This is a genomic window from Alkaliphilus sp. B6464, from assembly GCF_018141165.1.
GTDB lineage: Bacteria > Bacillota > Clostridia > Peptostreptococcales > Natronincolaceae > Alkaliphilus_B.
This window is the reverse complement of sequence record NZ_CP058557.1, coordinates 421,357-440,376: the sequence shown is the minus strand read 5'-3', so window position 1 is coordinate 440,376 and position 19,020 is coordinate 421,357. Positions and strand designations below refer to the sequence as shown.

Annotated in this window: 14 protein-coding genes and 1 pseudogene; 12 read left to right on the top strand and 3 right to left on the bottom strand. The window is 29.5% G+C overall.

Going from position 1 to position 19,020, the window contains the following annotated elements; all coding sequences use genetic code 11:
• Positions 1–30: 30 nt before the first annotated feature.
• Positions 31–1,902 carry an ATP-dependent zinc metalloprotease FtsH gene (gene ftsH, locus HYG84_RS01980; RefSeq protein ID WP_212380319.1) on the top strand — a complete coding sequence of 624 codons (1,872 nt, stop codon included), beginning with the start codon at positions 31–33 and terminating at the stop codon, positions 1,900–1,902.
• Positions 1,899–2,543, top strand: a complete 645-nt coding sequence (locus HYG84_RS01975; protein WP_212380316.1) for a site-2 protease family protein — start codon at positions 1,899–1,901, stop codon at positions 2,541–2,543. Before ftsH ends, HYG84_RS01975 begins: the two co-directional genes overlap by 4 nt.
• A 70-nt stretch (positions 2,544–2,613) precedes the next feature.
• Here the strand turns inward: HYG84_RS01975 and HYG84_RS01970 are convergent, their stop codons facing one another.
• Positions 2,614–3,657: a YeiH family protein gene (locus HYG84_RS01970; protein ID WP_212380313.1), complete on the bottom strand. Its 1,044-nt coding sequence runs from the start codon at positions 3,655–3,657 to the stop codon at positions 2,614–2,616.
• A 255-nt stretch (positions 3,658–3,912) separates the two neighbouring features.
• On the opposite strand from HYG84_RS01970, the gene HYG84_RS01965 reads away from it, so the two are divergent.
• The 6 genes from HYG84_RS01965 to HYG84_RS01940 all read left to right on the top strand — a co-directional run bounded on the left by HYG84_RS01965 (position 3,913) and on the right by HYG84_RS01940 (position 11,510).
• Positions 3,913–5,421 carry a DUF1846 domain-containing protein gene (locus HYG84_RS01965; RefSeq protein ID WP_212380311.1) on the top strand — a complete coding sequence of 503 codons (1,509 nt, stop codon included), beginning with the start codon at positions 3,913–3,915 and terminating at the stop codon, positions 5,419–5,421.
• Between the two features lie 156 nt (positions 5,422–5,577).
• Complete coding sequence (locus HYG84_RS01960; protein ID WP_212380308.1) at positions 5,578–5,946, top strand: BlaI/MecI/CopY family transcriptional regulator; 369 nt, start codon at positions 5,578–5,580, stop codon at positions 5,944–5,946.
• Between the two features lie 2 nt (positions 5,947–5,948).
• Complete coding sequence (locus HYG84_RS01955; protein ID WP_212380305.1) at positions 5,949–7,835, top strand: M56 family metallopeptidase; 1,887 nt, start codon at positions 5,949–5,951, stop codon at positions 7,833–7,835.
• 210 nt (positions 7,836–8,045) lie between these two features.
• Entirely contained in the window at positions 8,046–9,368 is a 1,323-nt protein-coding gene (locus HYG84_RS01950; RefSeq protein ID WP_212380302.1) for a hypothetical protein, read from the top strand.
• Positions 9,369–9,397: 29 nt separating this feature from the next.
• Positions 9,398–10,084: a response regulator transcription factor gene (locus HYG84_RS01945; protein WP_212380299.1), complete on the top strand. Its 687-nt coding sequence runs from the start codon at positions 9,398–9,400 to the stop codon at positions 10,082–10,084.
• On the top strand, positions 10,077–11,510 hold the full coding sequence (locus tag HYG84_RS01940; RefSeq protein ID WP_212380297.1) for a HAMP domain-containing sensor histidine kinase: 1,434 nt from the start codon (positions 10,077–10,079) through the stop codon (positions 11,508–11,510). Before HYG84_RS01945 ends, HYG84_RS01940 begins: the two co-directional genes overlap by 8 nt.
• A 245-nt stretch (positions 11,511–11,755) precedes the next feature.
• On the opposite strand, the pseudogene HYG84_RS01935 reads toward HYG84_RS01940, so the two are convergent.
• Both HYG84_RS01935 and HYG84_RS01930 read right to left on the bottom strand, forming a co-directional pair.
• Positions 11,756–12,700 (bottom strand): annotated as a pseudogene (locus tag HYG84_RS01935) (IS982 family transposase).
• Positions 12,701–12,931: 231 nt separating this feature from the next.
• A complete protein-coding gene (locus tag HYG84_RS01930) occupies positions 12,932–14,263 on the bottom strand; it encodes a helix-turn-helix domain-containing protein (RefSeq protein WP_212380295.1) in 1,332 nt (443 codons plus the stop codon).
• Between the two features lie 865 nt (positions 14,264–15,128).
• Between HYG84_RS01930 and HYG84_RS01925 the strand changes: the two genes are divergently transcribed.
• The 4 genes from HYG84_RS01925 (at position 15,129) to HYG84_RS01910 (ending at position 18,770) form a co-directional block, all read left to right on the top strand.
• Complete coding sequence (locus HYG84_RS01925; protein ID WP_212380293.1) at positions 15,129–15,275, top strand: hypothetical protein; 147 nt, start codon at positions 15,129–15,131, stop codon at positions 15,273–15,275.
• A 140-nt stretch (positions 15,276–15,415) separates the two neighbouring features.
• Positions 15,416–15,562, top strand: a complete 147-nt coding sequence (locus HYG84_RS01920; RefSeq protein WP_212380291.1) for a hypothetical protein — start codon at positions 15,416–15,418, stop codon at positions 15,560–15,562.
• 165 nt (positions 15,563–15,727) lie between these two features.
• Positions 15,728–17,026, top strand: coding sequence for a radical SAM/SPASM domain-containing protein (locus HYG84_RS01915; RefSeq protein ID WP_212380289.1), 1,299 nt, complete (start codon positions 15,728–15,730; stop codon positions 17,024–17,026).
• Positions 17,027–17,105: 79 nt separating this feature from the next.
• Complete coding sequence (locus HYG84_RS01910; RefSeq protein ID WP_212380287.1) at positions 17,106–18,770, top strand: ABC transporter ATP-binding protein; 1,665 nt, start codon at positions 17,106–17,108, stop codon at positions 18,768–18,770.
• The last annotated feature ends 250 nt before the right edge of the window (positions 18,771–19,020 follow it).

Here is a 19,020-nt window from a genome sequence, read left to right as displayed (position 1 = left end):
TTTATTATAAAATTTAAAGGGGGTAAAATATTGAAGAAACAGAAAAATTCTAAAAAACCTTTGATTTACTACTATGTAATTGTCATGCTAGTAATGATGGTGCTTAATGCGCTTGTATTTCCAGAATTCTTAAATCAACACATAAAAGAAGTTGATTATGGAACTTTCTTAAAACGTGTTGAAGATGGAGATGTAAGTCAGGTTCAAATAGAAGGTAATCAGATTGCTTTTCTTGTGAAAAATGAGGCTGAAAAAAACAATATCTATGTTACTGGACTTATGGAAGACCCAGACTTAGTAAATCGTCTATATAAGGCAGATGTGAAATTTACCAAGGATATTCCAAAGGAAAAGTCACCGCTGCAGAATTTTCTTATTACATGGATACTTCCTATGGTTTTATTTATCGGAATCGGACAGATTTTAACAAGACAACTGCGAAAGCGCATGGGTGGCCCAAGTGCTATGACATTTGGCAAGAGTAATGCCAAAATTTATGTTCAGGCGAAAACAGGTAAAACCTTTGCAGATGTAGCAGGACAGGATGAAGCTAAAGAGGCATTGAACGAAATTGTAGATTTTCTGCATAATCCTAAAAAATATGCAGAAATTGGAGCTGTATTACCTAAGGGTGCGTTACTGGTTGGACCTCCTGGTACTGGTAAAACGTTGTTAGCTCGTGCAGTTGCTGGTGAAGCTAATGTACCATTCTTTTCAATATCTGGATCTGAATTTGTTGAAATGTTTGTAGGTATGGGTGCAGCAAAGGTTCGTGACTTGTTTAAACAAGCCAATGAGAAAGCTCCTTGTATAGTATTTATAGATGAGATTGACACTATCGGTAAAAAACGTGATAGTGGTGGTATTGGTGGCAACGATGAACGGGAACAGACCTTGAATCAGCTTCTTACAGAAATGGATGGATTTGATGGTAAAAAGGGAGTCGTTATCCTTGCTGCAACTAATCGCCCAGAAACACTAGATAAGGCCTTATTGCGTCCAGGACGTTTTGATAGACGTATTCCAGTCGAACTTCCAGACCTTGCAGGGAGAGAAGCAATCCTAAAGGTGCATGCTGAAAAAGTAAAAATGGAATCTAAAATTGATTTTAATGTCATTGCAAGAGCTACTGCTGGAGCTTCTGGTGCAGAGCTTGCTAATATTGTGAATGAAGCGGCCCTACGTGCAGTAAGATCGGGGCGCAGCTTAGTTGCTCAAGAAGATTTAGAAGAATCTGTTGAGGTTGTTATAGCAGGTTATCAACGGAAAGGTGCAGTAATATCTCCAAAAGAAAAAAAGATTATTGCATATCACGAAATAGGCCATGCTTTGGTGGCTGCAAAGCAAACGGATTCTGCCCCTGTTCACAAAATTACTATTATCCCAAGAACCTCTGGTGCTTTAGGCTACACTATGCAGGTGGAAGAGGATGAACGTACATTAATGAGCAAAGAACAAGCCTTTAATAAGATAGTCACCTTCACAGGAGGACGTGCTGCGGAAGAATTGATATTTAATACTGTTACATCTGGAGCATCTAATGATATAGAACAAGCGACAAGAATTGCCCGTGCCATGGTTACACGCTTTGGAATGAGCAAAAGCTTTGATATGATGGCTTTAGAAACGGTAAATAATCAGTATCTTGGAGGAGATGCATCTCTAATATGCTCTCCAGAAACAGCCGCAAGGATTGACGAAGAAGTTCTATCTATTATTAAGAATGCCCATGAAAAAGCTATAGGCATTTTAAAAGAAAACCAAGATAAACTACACGAATTGACAAGCTATTTACTAGAAAAAGAGACTATTACTGGCGAAGAATTTATGGATATTCTATCTAAAGATAGTAATATTATTTCTAAGGACGGTGATATTGTTTCCAAGGATGGTGTGGAATGAATAATATTATAAGTCAATTAATTTACACTTTACCAGCAATACTTATTGCAATATCTATGCATGAGTTTGCACATGGCTATGTTTCATATAGACTGGGTGACCCTACCCCTAAGCATATGGGTAGACTTTCGATTAATCCCTTGGCCCATCTTGATCCTGTAGGTACTATTTGTCTATTAATTTTTCATTTTGGATGGGCAAAACCTGTAGGTGTTAATCCCTATTATTATAAAGACAGAAAAAAAGGTATGGTAATGGTGGCCCTTGCTGGGCCTATTATGAACTTTTTTATTGCATTTATAAGTATTTTTACTATGGGATTAATTTTAAAGGTTACGGAAGGATATGCTGGGACATTTATAAGATATACATTTAATTTTTTAAATTATTTATTTATCATAAATATTGGGCTTGGTGCATTTAATCTTATACCAGTTCCACCTTTAGATGGTTCTAAAGTTCTAGGGGCAGTTCTACCTTCTGATAAATACTTTAAATATATGCAGTACGAAAGATATGGAACCCTTATCTTAATGGGACTTCTATATTTAGGAATTTTAGATGTACCACTTACTATTGTCCGTAGTTCATTAAGTAAGGTTATGTGGACAGTTGTAAGCTTTATCTTTAGATTAGGTTAAACAAGATTTATAAAAATCCTCTCACAGGAAATTGGGTGAGAGGATTTTTGTAAACTATTCAATATGACTTTTATATTTGTCCTATCGCCATTTGCACTAAAAATGCAACTATAACTACTAGTGCAGAAATAATAAATCCGTGAAACATTGGAGCAAATCCAGATTTCGAAAGTTTTTTAAAGTTAGTTTTAAGTCCTATAGCACCTAAAGACATAACCATAAAAAATTTACTTATCTTAGATATGGAAGAACTTAGCCCTTCAGGAAGAATTCCAATACTTTTAATAGCAACCATACCAAGAAACATTAGAATAAACCAAGGGAAAATCTTTTTAATATCAACCTTTTTCTTTTCATGGCTGGCTACAGTACCATCTCCGGCCACAGATATTTCTTCTGCTTTTCTAATAAGTCTTTCGTTGATATAAGAGAATATAAGCACAACAGGAACAATCGATAAAGTCCGTGTAAGCTTAACTATTACAGAAAAATTCCCTGCAATATCTGAGAAGGCATAGCCCGCAGCAACTACTGAAGAAGTGTCATTTACAGCTGTCCCAGTCCAAAGACCATATCCTAAATCAGACATACCAAAGTACTTACCCATAATAGGGAATAAAATTACCATAACAATGTCAAATATAAATGTAGCAGATATGGCATATGCAATATCACTATCTTCAGCATCAATAGCTTGTGCAATAGCAGCCACGGCAGAACCACCACATATACCTGTTCCCGCTGATATAAGTCCTGATAATTTCCAATTCATTTTAAAAAGCTTACCAAATAAATATCCACCACCAAAGGCAGTTATAAGTGTAAATATCATAACAAACAAGGAAAATTTTCCGACCTCTACTACTTGAGAGAAACTTAGGGTAGCTCCCATTAGAATAATGGCAAGGCGTAATATTTGCTTAGATGTAAAGTTAAAGCCTTTTTCAAGGATTTCATATTTCGCTGTTAAAGGATTTAATAACATACCTATAATTAGGGCAAAGACCCCTGCACCTATAAGATTATATGGTATAAGTCCACTTAAAAAAACTGAGGCAACTGCAAGTGTAACGGTAACTAATATTCCTGAGGAATATTTTTTAATAAATTCCATAAAATCAACTCCTTATTTAAATGTCTTCTTGATTTTATCATCTATAAACTATAATTTCTACTTATAAATATTTATATATCTATAATATAAATTTATAGAAACAAGAACAAAATATTAGATAATATTAAAGCTATTTTGTTTATTTTAAACTAAAATAATGTTATAATAGAGAGTCAAAGTTTTTTTGGTCTAGTATTTATTAAAACAATTTAATTATAAATATTTAAATAATAATTCATAAGGGGAGGAAGACAAATGAAAATAGGATTCGATCATGAAAAATATTTGGAAGAGCAGTCGAAGTATATTTTAGAAAGAGTTAATAATTATGATAAGCTATATTTAGAATTTGGAGGGAAACTCCTATTTGATCTTCATGCAAAACGAGTTTTGCCTGGATTTGACGAAAATGCAAAAGTGAAACTATTACAGAAATTAAAAGAAAAAATTGAAGTTGTTATTTGTGTATACGCAGGTGATATTGAAAGAAATAAAATAAGAGGAGATTTCGGCATCACCTATGATATGGATACCTTAAGATTGATTGATGATTTAAGGGCTTATGAGCTGGATGTAAATAGTGTTGTTATTACAAGATATGATGGACAACCAGCAACTACTGTTTTTATTAATAAGCTTGAGCGCAGGGGGATAAAGGTATATACTCATCGAACCACTAAAGGATACCCTACAGACGTAGATACAATTGTAAGTGATGAAGGATATGGTAAGAATCCATATATTGAGACAACAAAGCCCATTGTTGTTGTAACTGCTCCAGGGCCAGGAAGTGGTAAGCTAGCAACCTGTCTTAGTCAGTTATATCATGAATATAAAAGAGGTAGGGCAGCAGGATATTCAAAATTTGAGACCTTCCCTGTATGGAATGTTCCTTTAAAGCATCCTTTAAATATAGCTTATGAGGCAGCAACAGTAGATCTGAAAGATGCAAATATGATAGACCCCTTTCATCTTGATGCCTACAATGAGGTAGCAGTTAACTACAATCGTGATGTAGAAACCTTCCCCGTACTTAAAAGAATTATAGAAAAAATAACAGGAACAGAATCAGTATACAAATCTCCAACGGATATGGGAGTTAACAGAGTAGGTTTTGGTATAATTGACGATGAAGCAGTAAAAGAAGCATCTAAGCAAGAAATTATTAGAAGGTATTTTAAAACAGGGTGTGAGTATAAAAAAGGTTATGTAGAAAAAGAAACCTTTGAAAGATCGAAACTAATTATGGAGGAGCTAGAACTAAGACCGGAAGATAGAACAGTGGTTGGCCCTGCAAGAGAACGATCTGCTAGATTAAAAGAAATATCCAATAAAAATGAAGTCTGTCCGGCGGTATCAATAGAGCTTAACAATGGGACAATCTTAACAGGTAAGAATTCTGAGCTAATGGACGCAACAGCGGCTGTGATCTTAAATGCTGTTAAATACCTAGCTAATATATCTGATGAAATTTATCTAATTTCTCCAGTTATACTTGAACCGATTAGAAGCCTAAAATCTAAAACATTAGGAAATAGAAATGGAGTTTTAGACTGCGAGGAAATACTAATTGCCCTTAGTATATGCGCAGCTACTAATCCAACAGCACAGGTAGCTATGGAAAAGTTATCTATGCTAAAGGGATGCCAGGCACATTCAACTACTATTTTAAGTTCAAATGATGAGCAGATATTCAACAAACTGGGAATAGACATAACCAGCGACCCTGAATATGCTACGGAAAGTCTTTATTATAATGCATAGGAAATTATGCACTTAATGAAATTGCATATAAATCAAAAATCCCTAGAGATCAAGAAATGATTTCTAGGGATTTTTTATAAAATAACTTGACACTAGAGGTTTAACGCATTAAACTGAAACTAAGGTCTAATACATTAAACCAAGGAGGTGTTTTTTATGGAAAGTACAAAAATATTCGATGCAGAATTTAAGTTTATGAATTTAGTGTGGGACAGAGCACCTATAAAGAGTTCTGAGCTTGTAAGGCTTGCTGAAGATGAGCTGGGATGGAAAAAATCAACAACTTATACTGTTATCCGCAGACTCAGCGATAGAGGAATTATCAAGAATGAAAACTCTATAGTTATAGTACTTAAAGAAAGAGACAAAATTCAAAAAGCTGAAGCATATGAATTTATAGATAAAGTCTTTGATGGATCATTAAAGATGTTCTTTACATCATTTCTTAAGAAGGAAAAATTATCTAAAGAAGAACTTGAAGAGCTTAAAAAAATAGTCGAACTGAATTCTAAAAGAGGTGAGTGACGTTGTTAGAAAATATATTTTTATCTATATTTAACACGAGCATAACTGCAACCATAGTAGCTTTATTTGTAATAGTGATAAGGCTTATTTTAGATAAAAAGCTCTCAAAAACATTTAGTTATATACTATGGATAGTTGTTCTAATAAGACTCATTATACCTTTTTCCTATTATTCCAAGTTTAGCATTTTCAATATATCCTCAGTACCTTCACAGATAATTAAAATCAATAAAGACAGTGGAGGAATAAAATACATTTCAAATGGTATAGAAATTTTGGAAAATCCAACTGCCAACTCGATTTTTCCAGCACCTAATCCCACGGTATCTATAGACCCCGTACAGGTAGTAACCTTTATTGGTTCTCGAATATGGTTTATAATAGCTATCTCCATGCTTTTATTATTAGTTATAGCATATATTAGAACATCATCAAAACTTAAAACCGCAATAATTAATAAAGACAAAACTATTATAGATATTATCGAGCAATGTAGTAAAAGACTTAATTTTAAAAGGAAAATAAAAATATATACATCTGAAATTGTACAAAGTCCTGTAGTCTTTGGTTTAGTAAGACCTAAAATTATTATGCCAAAATTGATGCTGGATACTTATGATAAGGAAACCCTTTCCTATATAATTACTCATGAAATAGTTCATATTAAAAGATTTGACTACATTATAAAACCAGTTATGATAATTGTTCTAAGTATTCACTGGTTTAATCCAATAATATGGTTATCATTTATATTAGCTAGTAAGGATATGGAATTTTCATGTGACGAGAAAGTAATAAGGATATGGGAAGATGATATAAGAGCGGAGTACGCCACTTCCTTAATAAATACAGCTACAATTCAAAATGGTATATTCGGTGGAGGAATTTTAGCTTTTGGTCAAAGTAATATTAATAAAAGGGTGAAGGGTATTATGAAATATAAAAAACCAACATTGTTTTTGTCAGGTTTAGCAATAACAATATTGTTGATAACAATGATATTTACTTTAACAAATAGGCCTCCACATATACTATATGAAAATGATGAATACGGATTTTCATTAACCCTACCAAAGAGTATATCCGATGATATAAATATAATAGAGAATAGCGACGTTATATATTTTACAAGCAAAGATGTGGAAGAGATGTTTCCTGAAGAAGTCTTGGGGGTAATTGGAAGAATTGAAATCTATTATAAAAAAGATTCTGCAAAAGAAGATTTAAAGGAGTTAGAAGAAATATATAACTTAAAATATTTAGGAGAAAATGATAAATATTACTTTGGATGGGCTACTGCTACAGATGTTCAAGTTCCAACTGAAGCATCTAACCAGTTAAAGGATAAATATAGGAATTTGGAAGAAAAGTTTAGAGACGTTATTAAGACTTTTAAGATAAAGAGGGTTAATGGACTAAATAATTCTAAAAAGTTATCGGGCAAACATCCGATTGAGCCACCACCTATTATAATAATAGATGAAACAAATCCTCATACAATTGATAACTATGCAATACTTAAAACAAGTTGGAATGGTACTATGTATGATAGACTCTCTTTTTATCAAGCAGCTTGGAATAGTGAACCTAGTATTTTAACAGGACTACATAGACCTAAACCAGGAGAAAAATTTAAAATTGATTTTGGAGATTATCTGCCTGATGAAGTATCGGTAAAAATGGCTTACCTAACAGATAGCTTTGATGAATCACTACTACCTATAGTAGATGTCCCTGTCAGTAATGTGGAGGGTATTTACGAATTTGTTAACCCACCTGCATCAGATAGCTCAATTCCTACATCAGGTAGAGTATTTAGCATTAGTGCCACATGGGGCGAAAATATATGTGAGTATGTTTTTGCAACGGATGGGAAATTTGATAATTAGAATGAATAAGATTTAAAAAGTTAGATAATTTAAAGTAAAAGAAATCTCTAGATGTATTACCTAGAGATTTCATTCTTTATTTAGCCTTTTAACCTTTAGTTACAGTCCTAAGCTTTTCTATAAACGGATAAAAATTTAACATTTTGGCAACAAGTAGGTCTTACTTGGCAACAAGAATGTGATAAAATTAAGCCAAGGGGGGAATATTCAATGAAAAAACGAATAATGATCATAATTCTGCTTAGTCTTATAACATTAAATACTAGCTGTAATTATAGAAAAGAAGGAGATATAAAGAAAGTCGTACTACAAAAAGATATATCCAAGGACTTAATAAAAGAAGATGAAATTAAAATAGTAATGGAAGAAATAGATTTAGAATTAGAGGAAGGGGAGTATTTTGAGCCTTCATTTTATTATGATGGAGATATATACGGCTATATACATAATGGATCTGGTATCATAGATAGTGTACAGCCAACTGATCAATTTCCTATATCAGGACAATTAAAAGAACATTTATATAGATTACAACAAGATAATACATTAAAAGAAACTACAAAAAAGGTATTCAAGTTTAATATACATGGCCCTAAAACCATTGGTTATGAATCATATAAAGATGAACCAAAACTTTTAGCTATAGATTATCTAAAACAGGATGAACCATTGGAGATGAAGGATTTAGATAATACATTAAGTACATTAGAGAAAGATACTAATACGCCTATGTTTGATAAAAATGATAATACATTCATAAAGGAAACGGTTATTGATGAAGATACAACTTATTTGACTATTATGGCTCACGTACCATATGAAGGATACGATTTATATTTTTATGATATACAGAAGAAACAACTTTACAGAGGAAAGGGAAATTTATCTTGTGGTGGAGAGGCTAAATATATACAAGCTTTAAAATCTTTTATATGGATAGATGATGATTTAAAAAGTTATAAAGTTGTTTTTAAAGATAATGAATATGACTTCATAGAATATATTGATTTAAATAAGTATACGGATAATCTGAAAGAAATAGATTCTAAAGCGAGTGTGGGCTTCTTTCCTATAAACGATGAGGAAGTTTTAATTTGGATCTCAGAACCATTTAGGTTAGGAGGATATTTTGATTATCATCCTAGCTATCAGACAAAAGCTATTAGTACGTTTAATTTTAAAACAAATCAATTTGAGGAATTATTTGCTGCAAAAGAGGGGCAGTCTGTCGATTTTAATTATGTTGGTACTGTAGAATCAATAGGAAGAGATTTATTTATTATCGATGAATTCCAAGAAAGTGATGGTAATATAGTCCCTAAAAAAAGAACTTTTAAAATTATAGCAGATGGACAATTAAACACAATATATGAAGAGAATATAGAGGATGAAGGAATTACATTAAACCCATATCTATATACTTTATTAAGTGAGGATGGAAAAGAAATATTTTTGAAAAAAGATATTTCTACAATGGAGGATGGAATAGAAACTAGTAAAGATACTATTTACAAGAAATATACTTTCCAATGATTTAATATAAATAATTTGGAGGATATAAAATGAACAAAAAACTATTAGTAGTAGAGGATGAATACTCTATTAATGACATACTTACTTTGACTTTTAAAAAAGAAGGATATGAAGTGAGAAGCATATTTGATGGAAAAAGAGCTTTGGATGAAATAGAAAAATTTAACCCGGATATGATTTTGTTAGATGCTATGTTTCCAGACTGTGACGGATTTGAAATTTGCAAGCAAATTTCAGATAAACATTTAGTTATAATGATTACAGCTAGAGATACGATTTTTGACAGAGTATTAGGTTTAGAGCTGGGGGCAGATGATTACATTACAAAGCCCTTTGAGATTAAAGAAGTAGTGGTTAGGGTAAAAGCCTTATTTAGAAGCCTAGAGAAAGAAACTAGCGGGTCGAGAGAATCTATAATTAAACTAGGTCAAGGTATCTCCGTAGATGTAAAAGGTGAGAGGGTCTTCAAGGATTCAGTAGCAGTATTACTTAAAAGAAAAGAGTGGGAACTATTATTCTATCTACTAATGAATAGAAATCAAGTATTTTCTAGAGAGGAATTATTGAATAAGGTATGGGGTTATGAATACTGTGGAGATACAAGAACTGTAGACGTACATATTAGAAGACTTAGAGCAAAACTAGGATTAGAAAGAGATTCCTTTATAGAAACCGTGTTTGGAAGAGGTTATGTAATGAGGTACAGTGATGATTAAAACAATCAAAGGTAAAATTATTGGAGGCTTAGTATTAACAAGCTTAGTAGTTCATGTAATCACCAATGCTATGATATGGAAAGTGTTCGAAGATAATTTAGAAAAATACATCATTAATGATACGGATAAAATAAAAAGTATGGTATTTAAAGAGATTTATCAGCAGTATACATCAGATTTTATTGAGGATAGTGAGGATATTGAGGGATCACTACTACCTATATTAAATACAATGAATAGGAAATATGATAGTTACATATCTATTGATTGGGATGAAAAGAGTAATATCGCCTTTACTGGTAGAGAGTTAAATAATAACTATAAAGGTGATATTCTAATAGAAAGTAGAAAAAAGGATGTAATACTTTATACGGTTTTAGACAAGCAAGTTTTCTTTGCTACATATGCATATCCTATATATATAGAAAATAATTATAAGGGAACTCTAGTACTCCAAAAAAATTATACGAAGGATTATACAGAATATAAGAAAATAATGAATCAAATATTGGTAGTAGAAGGTGTTTTGTATATAATAATGCTCCTAGTCCTTCTAATCTGGCTTACAAAGACAACTAAATCATTAAAGTATTTAGCTAAGGGTATGGAACTTGTTGGAGAGGGAAATTATACAGGAGAATTAGAGATAAAGGGTAATGATGAAGTCGCTAATTTAACTAAACACTTTAATAAGATGCAGCATAAGATAATAAATCAAATGGAGCAGCTTAGTGTAGAAAAAAATAGAATAGAATTATTAGAAAAAAACACAAAAAACTTTTTTAATTATGCAACCCATGAAATGAAGACTCCAGTTACAGCTCTTAAAGGCTATGGGGAGCTATTAGAAGAAGGAGAAATAGACGAAGAAACACAAAAAAAGATATATCAGAGAATTAGGCTAGAAGCAGATCGAATTCATAAGCTTGTTCAAAATATGCTAATTGTAGCAAGTGGTAAAGAAAAAACTAATCAAAAATATGAAAGCTTTAATATAAAAACCTTAATATTAGAAATGATAGAAGAACTTGAATTTGTTCTAAATAGAGAGCAAGTAAAAATTGAAATAGATATTAAAGATGCATATATATACGCTATTAAAGAAGAAATTAGAATTGCCTTTAAAAACCTTATAGAAAATGGTATTAAATATAGTAGTGACAAAAATATATATATTAAATCATACAATAAAAATCCCTTTAAAATAACAGTATGTAATAAGTGTAGACCTATGCCAGAAAAGCTAAAGAACCATTTGTTAGAGCCTTTTATCAAATATAATTATGAAGACTTGCAACTGGTAAGTTCAGGTCTGGGGCTATTTATTTGTAAAGAGCTACTATCTAAAAATAAGGCTGAAATAACTTATAGTGTAGTAGAAGATAACATTTGTTTTAGTATAGAATTTATGAATTACCAATGTTAATTGGACTTTTCATTGAAGAAAAAAAGATAAGGGTCTATTAAGTTATTTTTTCTTAGCTGTTTTTTAGGAATATTGTACTTTACAATTAAATTGATTATAAGAGAATATATAGATAAAATTATTAGAGCTACAAGCAATAGTCAATATCTAAATTAACTTCATGTGCTAGTAAATTTACTCTAAGATAAATTTACCAATTTATTTTTTGAAAAAAATGTTTCCCTTAAGAATAAACACTGGATATATTATCCAAATATTAGTTCTTTGATATGCCCTAAGTTGATGTCCTTACCTAGCATAATGTTTATACAGTAACACAAATTATGAGCTAATATCTTTGTTCTAAGTCTTGTCATAAGTCCCCATAAAGATTTTGCTAAGACTTTATTGACATTTAGCTGTTCTGTCAACTGAGAGAAAGTAGTCTCAATTCGCCTTCTAACCTTGAAAATATATTGGCGAAGCCATTTTGGATAAGGATCCTTACATTTATCTCTTTTCATAAATATTAGCTGAATTTCCTTTTCAGACTGTAACTGTTGAGGTAAATATTTACTAGTATAGCCCTTATCACCTATAAGCGTTATCGATTTATAGGTATCTACTAATTCCCATACAGCTTCTCGATCATCGATATTAGCTGGGGTAAGCACAAAATCAGTAATAAAACCTTCCACGGTGGTGATAGCATGTAGCTTAAACCCATAGTAAGTTTCTTTTTTAGAAGCACAATATCCATAATCTGAATCAACTTTAAAAGATTTATGAAAGCGTGCTCTACCGAACTTACATACAGGTATAGGAATACTATCCACGATCCTGACGGATTTTTCTCGATATCCTAGCATGGAAGTTAGTTCTTTACGTATTACATCAATAACTGAATGTAGTGTTCAGCGGGTTCTGTTAAAGCGAGTTCTATGGCTAAATCTTGGAAATAAGTCATTTAAATTCTTTTTACAAAATCCTAACCATGCTTTTTCGGAATCAATAGTGAGTAGTTCACCAACAATACTAATGGTAATTATTTCACTATCACTTAAGATAGACTCGTTGATATTTCTACGTTTTTTAATATGTGTTGGGGTAACTTTCTGATAAATATCGTCAATTAATATATAGGTGAGAGTAAAAAAGTCTTTTAAATCATCAATTTCTTTGATAGAATATTTCTTAGTAAGCTCCAGCATATGTTATCCTCCTATCTTGATTTCGTGATGGCTATCAAAGATAGATTAACATAATTGTTGGAGCTTTTTCTATTTGTAAGTTTTACTAGCACAACAGGTTAAATTATATTTCTGTCAATACTCCATGGTACTGGATTTGTAATACTTACTACACTAAATCCTAAAACTAATGTTAATAAAATAAAAAGTTTTTTGTTTTTTAATTCTAGTTATCCCCCTTATTATTCTAGTTTATTTAATTTTAGATTGTATTACTAAATCTAAAAAAGATTTACTTAGCGATGTATTTTTTTCAATAAAATAATATCCAGTCATTATAAAAATATTATCTAAATTTTTAATTCTTACATCATCCTTATATTGGACAGCTAGATTTTTAACCTCTTCTATCATAGTCATTATTGATTTATCTAAGTCTGCTTGCATATATATCTTTATTAGTTCTTCATATATATTTATAACAATTTGAATATTATTATTTTTTATTGCTGAGTTCTTTGCATTATTTAAACATTCTCTTGCTAAATCAAAATAGTATGCCTTTCTATAAGCAACACCTAAATTATATAACATAGTATCATATAGTTCAGTTTTAACGCTTTTAGATAAATTCATAGTTTTATAGAAATATTCCTTCGATCTATCTATATCTTGCTTTTTTATATATAGTTCAGCTAAATTTGCATATGTTAATATTAGTGACGCGCCATAATTGGCTCCATCTATCCTTTTAATAATATCTTGGTAAATAGTAAGAGCTATTTCTAATTCTCCTTTTTCTACATAACTATTAGCCTTTAAAGTTAATATATCTATTATTTGATGATCAGATAAATCATTAAACTGAATTTCTAACTTGCACAACTCTGAAATGCATTTATCATACATCTCTGATTCGTTGTAAGCTATAGCATTATTAAATATAGCCTTTTTTACAAATGGATGTAAGTGTTGTTTTTGCTTTTCAAGTAAAGTCAATACATAATTATTAATGTTTATAACTTGTTCATATTGTTTAAGATTTAAATTACACTTAGCTAAATTCAAAAATGTTTCCACTATACATATATAATCAGGAATTCTTATATATGATTCTAAAGCTATCATATAGTTAATGTAACTTGTATAATAATCAAATAAACCATAATAATAATCCCCTACAATAGTATATACAGCAGCTTTTTGATTTGGCAATTCCCATTCACTCAGTATTGTCCTCGCTTTTTCAAATTCCATATTAAAATTTTCTTGATCGTTATTGAAAGTCTTTAGCTTCAATATAATATTGTCTAATATTTCAATAGCTTGTTGGTCTTTATCCTTCATAAGCTCATCAGCACTTGTAAAGTAATTCATATTCTTTTCTTCTGCTATTTTATTAATATTATCCGCAATTATTTCTGCTGTTTCTTTTACTAATTTTGTTTTTCCATTCTCAATATAGCTTATTAAACTTCTAGTAATTTTTTCACCTGCTAATTCTTGCTGTCTTACACCAAGCATTTGTCTTATTTTCTTTATTCTTTCTCCTTGTGAAAGAATACTTTCCTTTAATATGTCCATCTTAAACCACCTTTTATTATAATCAATATATCATAAGCGTTAATTTATGTAAGTAAATGTTCTCATCCTATTTACATGCATATTCAGCATAATTTTTTGAAAATATAGATTACTAACTATATGTATAATATTATTATACATCCTGTAACAAGAAATTTAAACAAATTTCAACAAATTTCAACAAATTTAAATAAAATATTCCATATCAGAAATAACTATATCTACTATATTTATACTTGGATAAATTCTAATTATTTTTTAACTAGTATTTTACTATTCAAGCAGCATTATCAATTAAGATTGAGTCCAATTTTCTACATTTTAATCTTGCTTTAGTCTATTTTTATTTATGGTAATTTTATACAAAGTGTAGTTAAAACAATGTAAATGTAATATTATTTGTTTATATTCAAAATAGATTTTGTTTTTAAGTGAATATATTTTGAAAATATATTCAGAAAAGGAAGGGGAGGTAATATGGAGTTTATTATAAAACCCAACTCATTTGATGATGACGGTGGTAGCTGTAGCTATTGTTTAGACAACGACCCAGGCCACGGTTGCATGTTTCTTTATTTTAAATAAGTATAATATCGTAGTGTATTTATATTGCTAATAATTTTATTGCTAATAGGATTATTAAAAAATATATGCAGAAAGAAGATATAAATTATTGAATTTATTATAGAACCTAATTCATTTGATGATGGGGTTGAAGTTGTGGTTATTGTTTAACATTTAATCCATGTCCAGGGAATTTTTGTATGGTTCATACTAAATAAATATAATATTGAACCGCACTTACATTATATTTTCTTGCTAGTAAAATTATTTAAAATACATACAAGAAAGCGGGAGAGATATTATGGAGTTTATTGTAAAATCTAATTCATTTAATGATGGTGGTGGAAGCTGTGGTTATTGTCAAACCATATACCTTCTTGTAAGTGCGTGGTCACTATGTACTGGTTTAATAATTAATATCTATATTGATAATAGATTTATAATATGATTTTAAAAAACATTTGCTAATTAATGTAAATCTTTATTGCAATAATGTAAGTTATATGATATTATTTATTTACATTATGAATATTCTTTATTTTCAAATATAAATATTCATAAAATACATATGAAAGGGGGATACAGAATATGGAATTTATTGTAAAACCAATGCAAGTTGATGATGGTGGAGGTAGCTGTGGTTATTGTGGTAAAACAAATGTATGTTCATGTAATAGCTCATCTTACACATGCAGTTGTAAAGCAGCATCAAAGACATGTTATGTTCATTTCTAAAATCACTAAGCATTAAATAACAAAAGGCTTTAACAAGCCTTTTGTTATTTAATGGTTATTTTGTATTTGTTTTAACTAACTCTTTCCATCATAAATAATGCATATTGAATAAGATTTTAATTATATACAATCATTTTAAGATGAAATGTAAAGGAGGATAACTTAATGAAAAAATCAAAATTTAATATAATTGTTAACGCTAAGGATGACAAAAAACTAATATTTAACTCCTACTCAGGGGCTTTAGCATTAATTGATGAAAAATCATATGAACAATATCTTAATAACAACTTTTATGATGATAAACTAAAAGAGGATTTAATACATGGAAAATATTTAATTGAAGATGATTTAGATGAAATTCAATATTTTAAGGCTTTACATAACTTATCACGATATGGTAGACACTCAATTTCTCTTACGATTGCTCCAACATTAAATTGTAATATGAACTGTTACTATTGTTTTGAAGAGAAGAAAGATATTTCTATGGACGAGGAAATTATATCTAATCTATTGGATTATATCAAAGGTTTAATAGATGAACTTAATTTAAAACTACTTAATGTAACTTGGTATGGAGGAGAACCATTGTTAGAAATTGATAAAATTTCTATGTTGAATGATAAAATATATGAATTATGCGCATCAAAGGAAGTTGAGTATAGACAAGCTATAGTTACAAATGGTGTACTCTTAACAAAAGAAAATGTTCATAAATTAAATAAACATAAAAATCTTGAGTATTGTCAAGTTACTCTAGATGGAAATAAATATACACATGATAAAAGCAGAAGACTAAAGGATCAAGGTGTAGGAAGTTTTGATACTATAATAAAAAATGTAGATTTGGTTGCAGAGGACATAGAAATACATTTAAGAGTGAATATACAAAAAAACAATATAAATGACGCATATGAATTATTGGATTACTTCGAAAAAAATAATCTTAAAAATAGGGTTAGTATATACTTTGCTCCAATTAGACCTGATACAGAAGCCTGTTCTCATGTAGAAAATCTATGCTTATCACAAGTTGATTTTGCTGCATTTAATAGTGAAATACTCACCATAGCGTGGGAAAAAGGTTATGATTTTCCACTATACTCATATCCGTCACAAAGTATCATAAGTTGTGGAGCAATAACTCCTAATGCATATGTTATAGATCCAAAAGGTGATTTATTTAAATGCTGGAATGAAATTGGTTTGGAACAGTATATGGTTGGTAATATTAAAACAGGTGCTCAATTAAACAGCGAAAATGCTAAGTGGTTAAGCCATGAGATTCCAGATGAATGTTATGAATGTGAATCATTACCTATATGTAGCGGTGGATGTCCTTATTATAGAATTAGAAATATAGATAATCAATGTGATTATAGAAAGTACATGAAAGATGCAATATTTAATATATTTTATGCTAAACATAAAGAGAAAAAAGAAGCCGAAGTATCAGCTTGATATACAACAGGTGCATAAAATGCACCTGTTATATACGCTTAATACATTAATAGCATATTATTGAAAATGAGGTATTATAATGAAAAGCTATTTTATTAAATTTTACAATAAATACATTATAAAAAATAAAATGCAGATTGGAATCATAACTGTATTATTTTTATTTTCTACAGTAACTAGCTTGATAACACCTATATTAATAAGAGATATCATTGATAAAGCTTTAATAAACCGAAATATTATCATATTGAAAAAATATTCCCTTATATTAAGTTCTGTTTTACTTTTAAATCACCTATCTTCATTTTTTTCAAATATAATGACAAGTAAGTACTCAGAAATGACTATTTTCAATATTAGAATGGATTTATTTAAACATTTACAAAATATATCCCTTAATTACCATAAGAATAATTCTGCATCATATGTATCTAATAGAATTATTAATGATACTTCAATAATAAAACAAATATTAATAGATAGTTTCCTGTCTCTTATATCTTCTACAATAAAACTTATTTTAGGTTTATTTATGACCTTTTCTATAGATAGGACAATTGGCCTTATCTACATAATAATAGTGATAATTAATTACTTAAACTATAAATACTTTACTCCTAAAATAAAGTGTATATTTAAAGATTTACAAGAATGTACAGCTCATTTTAATTCAGGTATACAACAAAGTTTATATCTGATAAATATTATACGTTCAAACTCATGGGAAACTAAAGAACGAATACAGTTGTTAAAAAAATTCAGAAAATATTTTAGCACATTTAAACAACATCTATTCTTAAACTCTAAATATACTATTTTAAATAATTTATTTGGATCATTAGGGTTATTAGTTCTAATATATATAGGCGGAAACAAAGTAATAATTGGCAGTATTACACTTGGAGATTTTGTTGCTTTGAATACATTTTTAATGTATGTAACAGAGCCACTAATTACAATATTAACAATTATTAGTTCTTTTAATATATCTTTAGTTTCACTTGAAAGAATAAAAGAATTATTTGAAATTCCAAGAGAAATTAACGGAATAGGCCGCATAAATGATATAGAAAAAATAGATGTATCTAATGTTACATTCAGCTACGATTCTAATCAGCATGTAAAGATATTTGACAACTTTAATTGCAGTTTTAAAAAAGGTAATGTCTATTGCATAATTGGCAAAAATGGTTCTGGTAAATCAACACTTAAGAATTTAATAGTTGGTAATTACTATAGTCAAGAAGGAACTATACTATTTAACAAAATTCCAATAGAAAAACTTAATAGAAAAAGTTTACATAAGCATATTTCTATTGTAGATCAGGAACCAATACTGTTTAGAGATAAAATAATAAATAATATTATTTTAGATCAACCCTTAGATAATATTAAATTAGATAAAATATGTAAAATATGTAAAATAGATGATTTTGTAAAAAATCTTGAGAATGGTCTAGAAACCTTAATAGATGAGAAAAACATGAGCATTTCTGGAGGTCAAAAGCAACGGATTGTTATAGCCAGAACATTATATAAAAATTCAAGTGTTATTATTTTAGATGAACCAACTTCAGCTCTAGATAAAGAAAGTGTAGCAGTGTTAAATAGTATTATTTTACATCTTAAAAAATCTAAAATCATTATTCTTATTAGCCATGACAAAAGAATTATAAATATTTGTGATAAGGTCATAGATATTGATGTAGAAAAACAAAATAATATTCTTAGTTCATATATCTAAGGGGGAATTTTTAGTGAATTTAAAATCAAAATTTTCGTTATCTGAAATAATTTTTATAATCTTTTTATCATGTGCGGATTTAATAGTTTCATTTTTATATATACAAAAAGGGACAGTTCATTTTTCATTTGATTTCAAATTTTTCATATTAAGCACAGTACACCTATTTGCTTTAATATTTTGTATTTTTATAATAAGAATTTATTGTCCTACTGTTGATAATACCAACATAAATCCTAGTAGGAAAAAA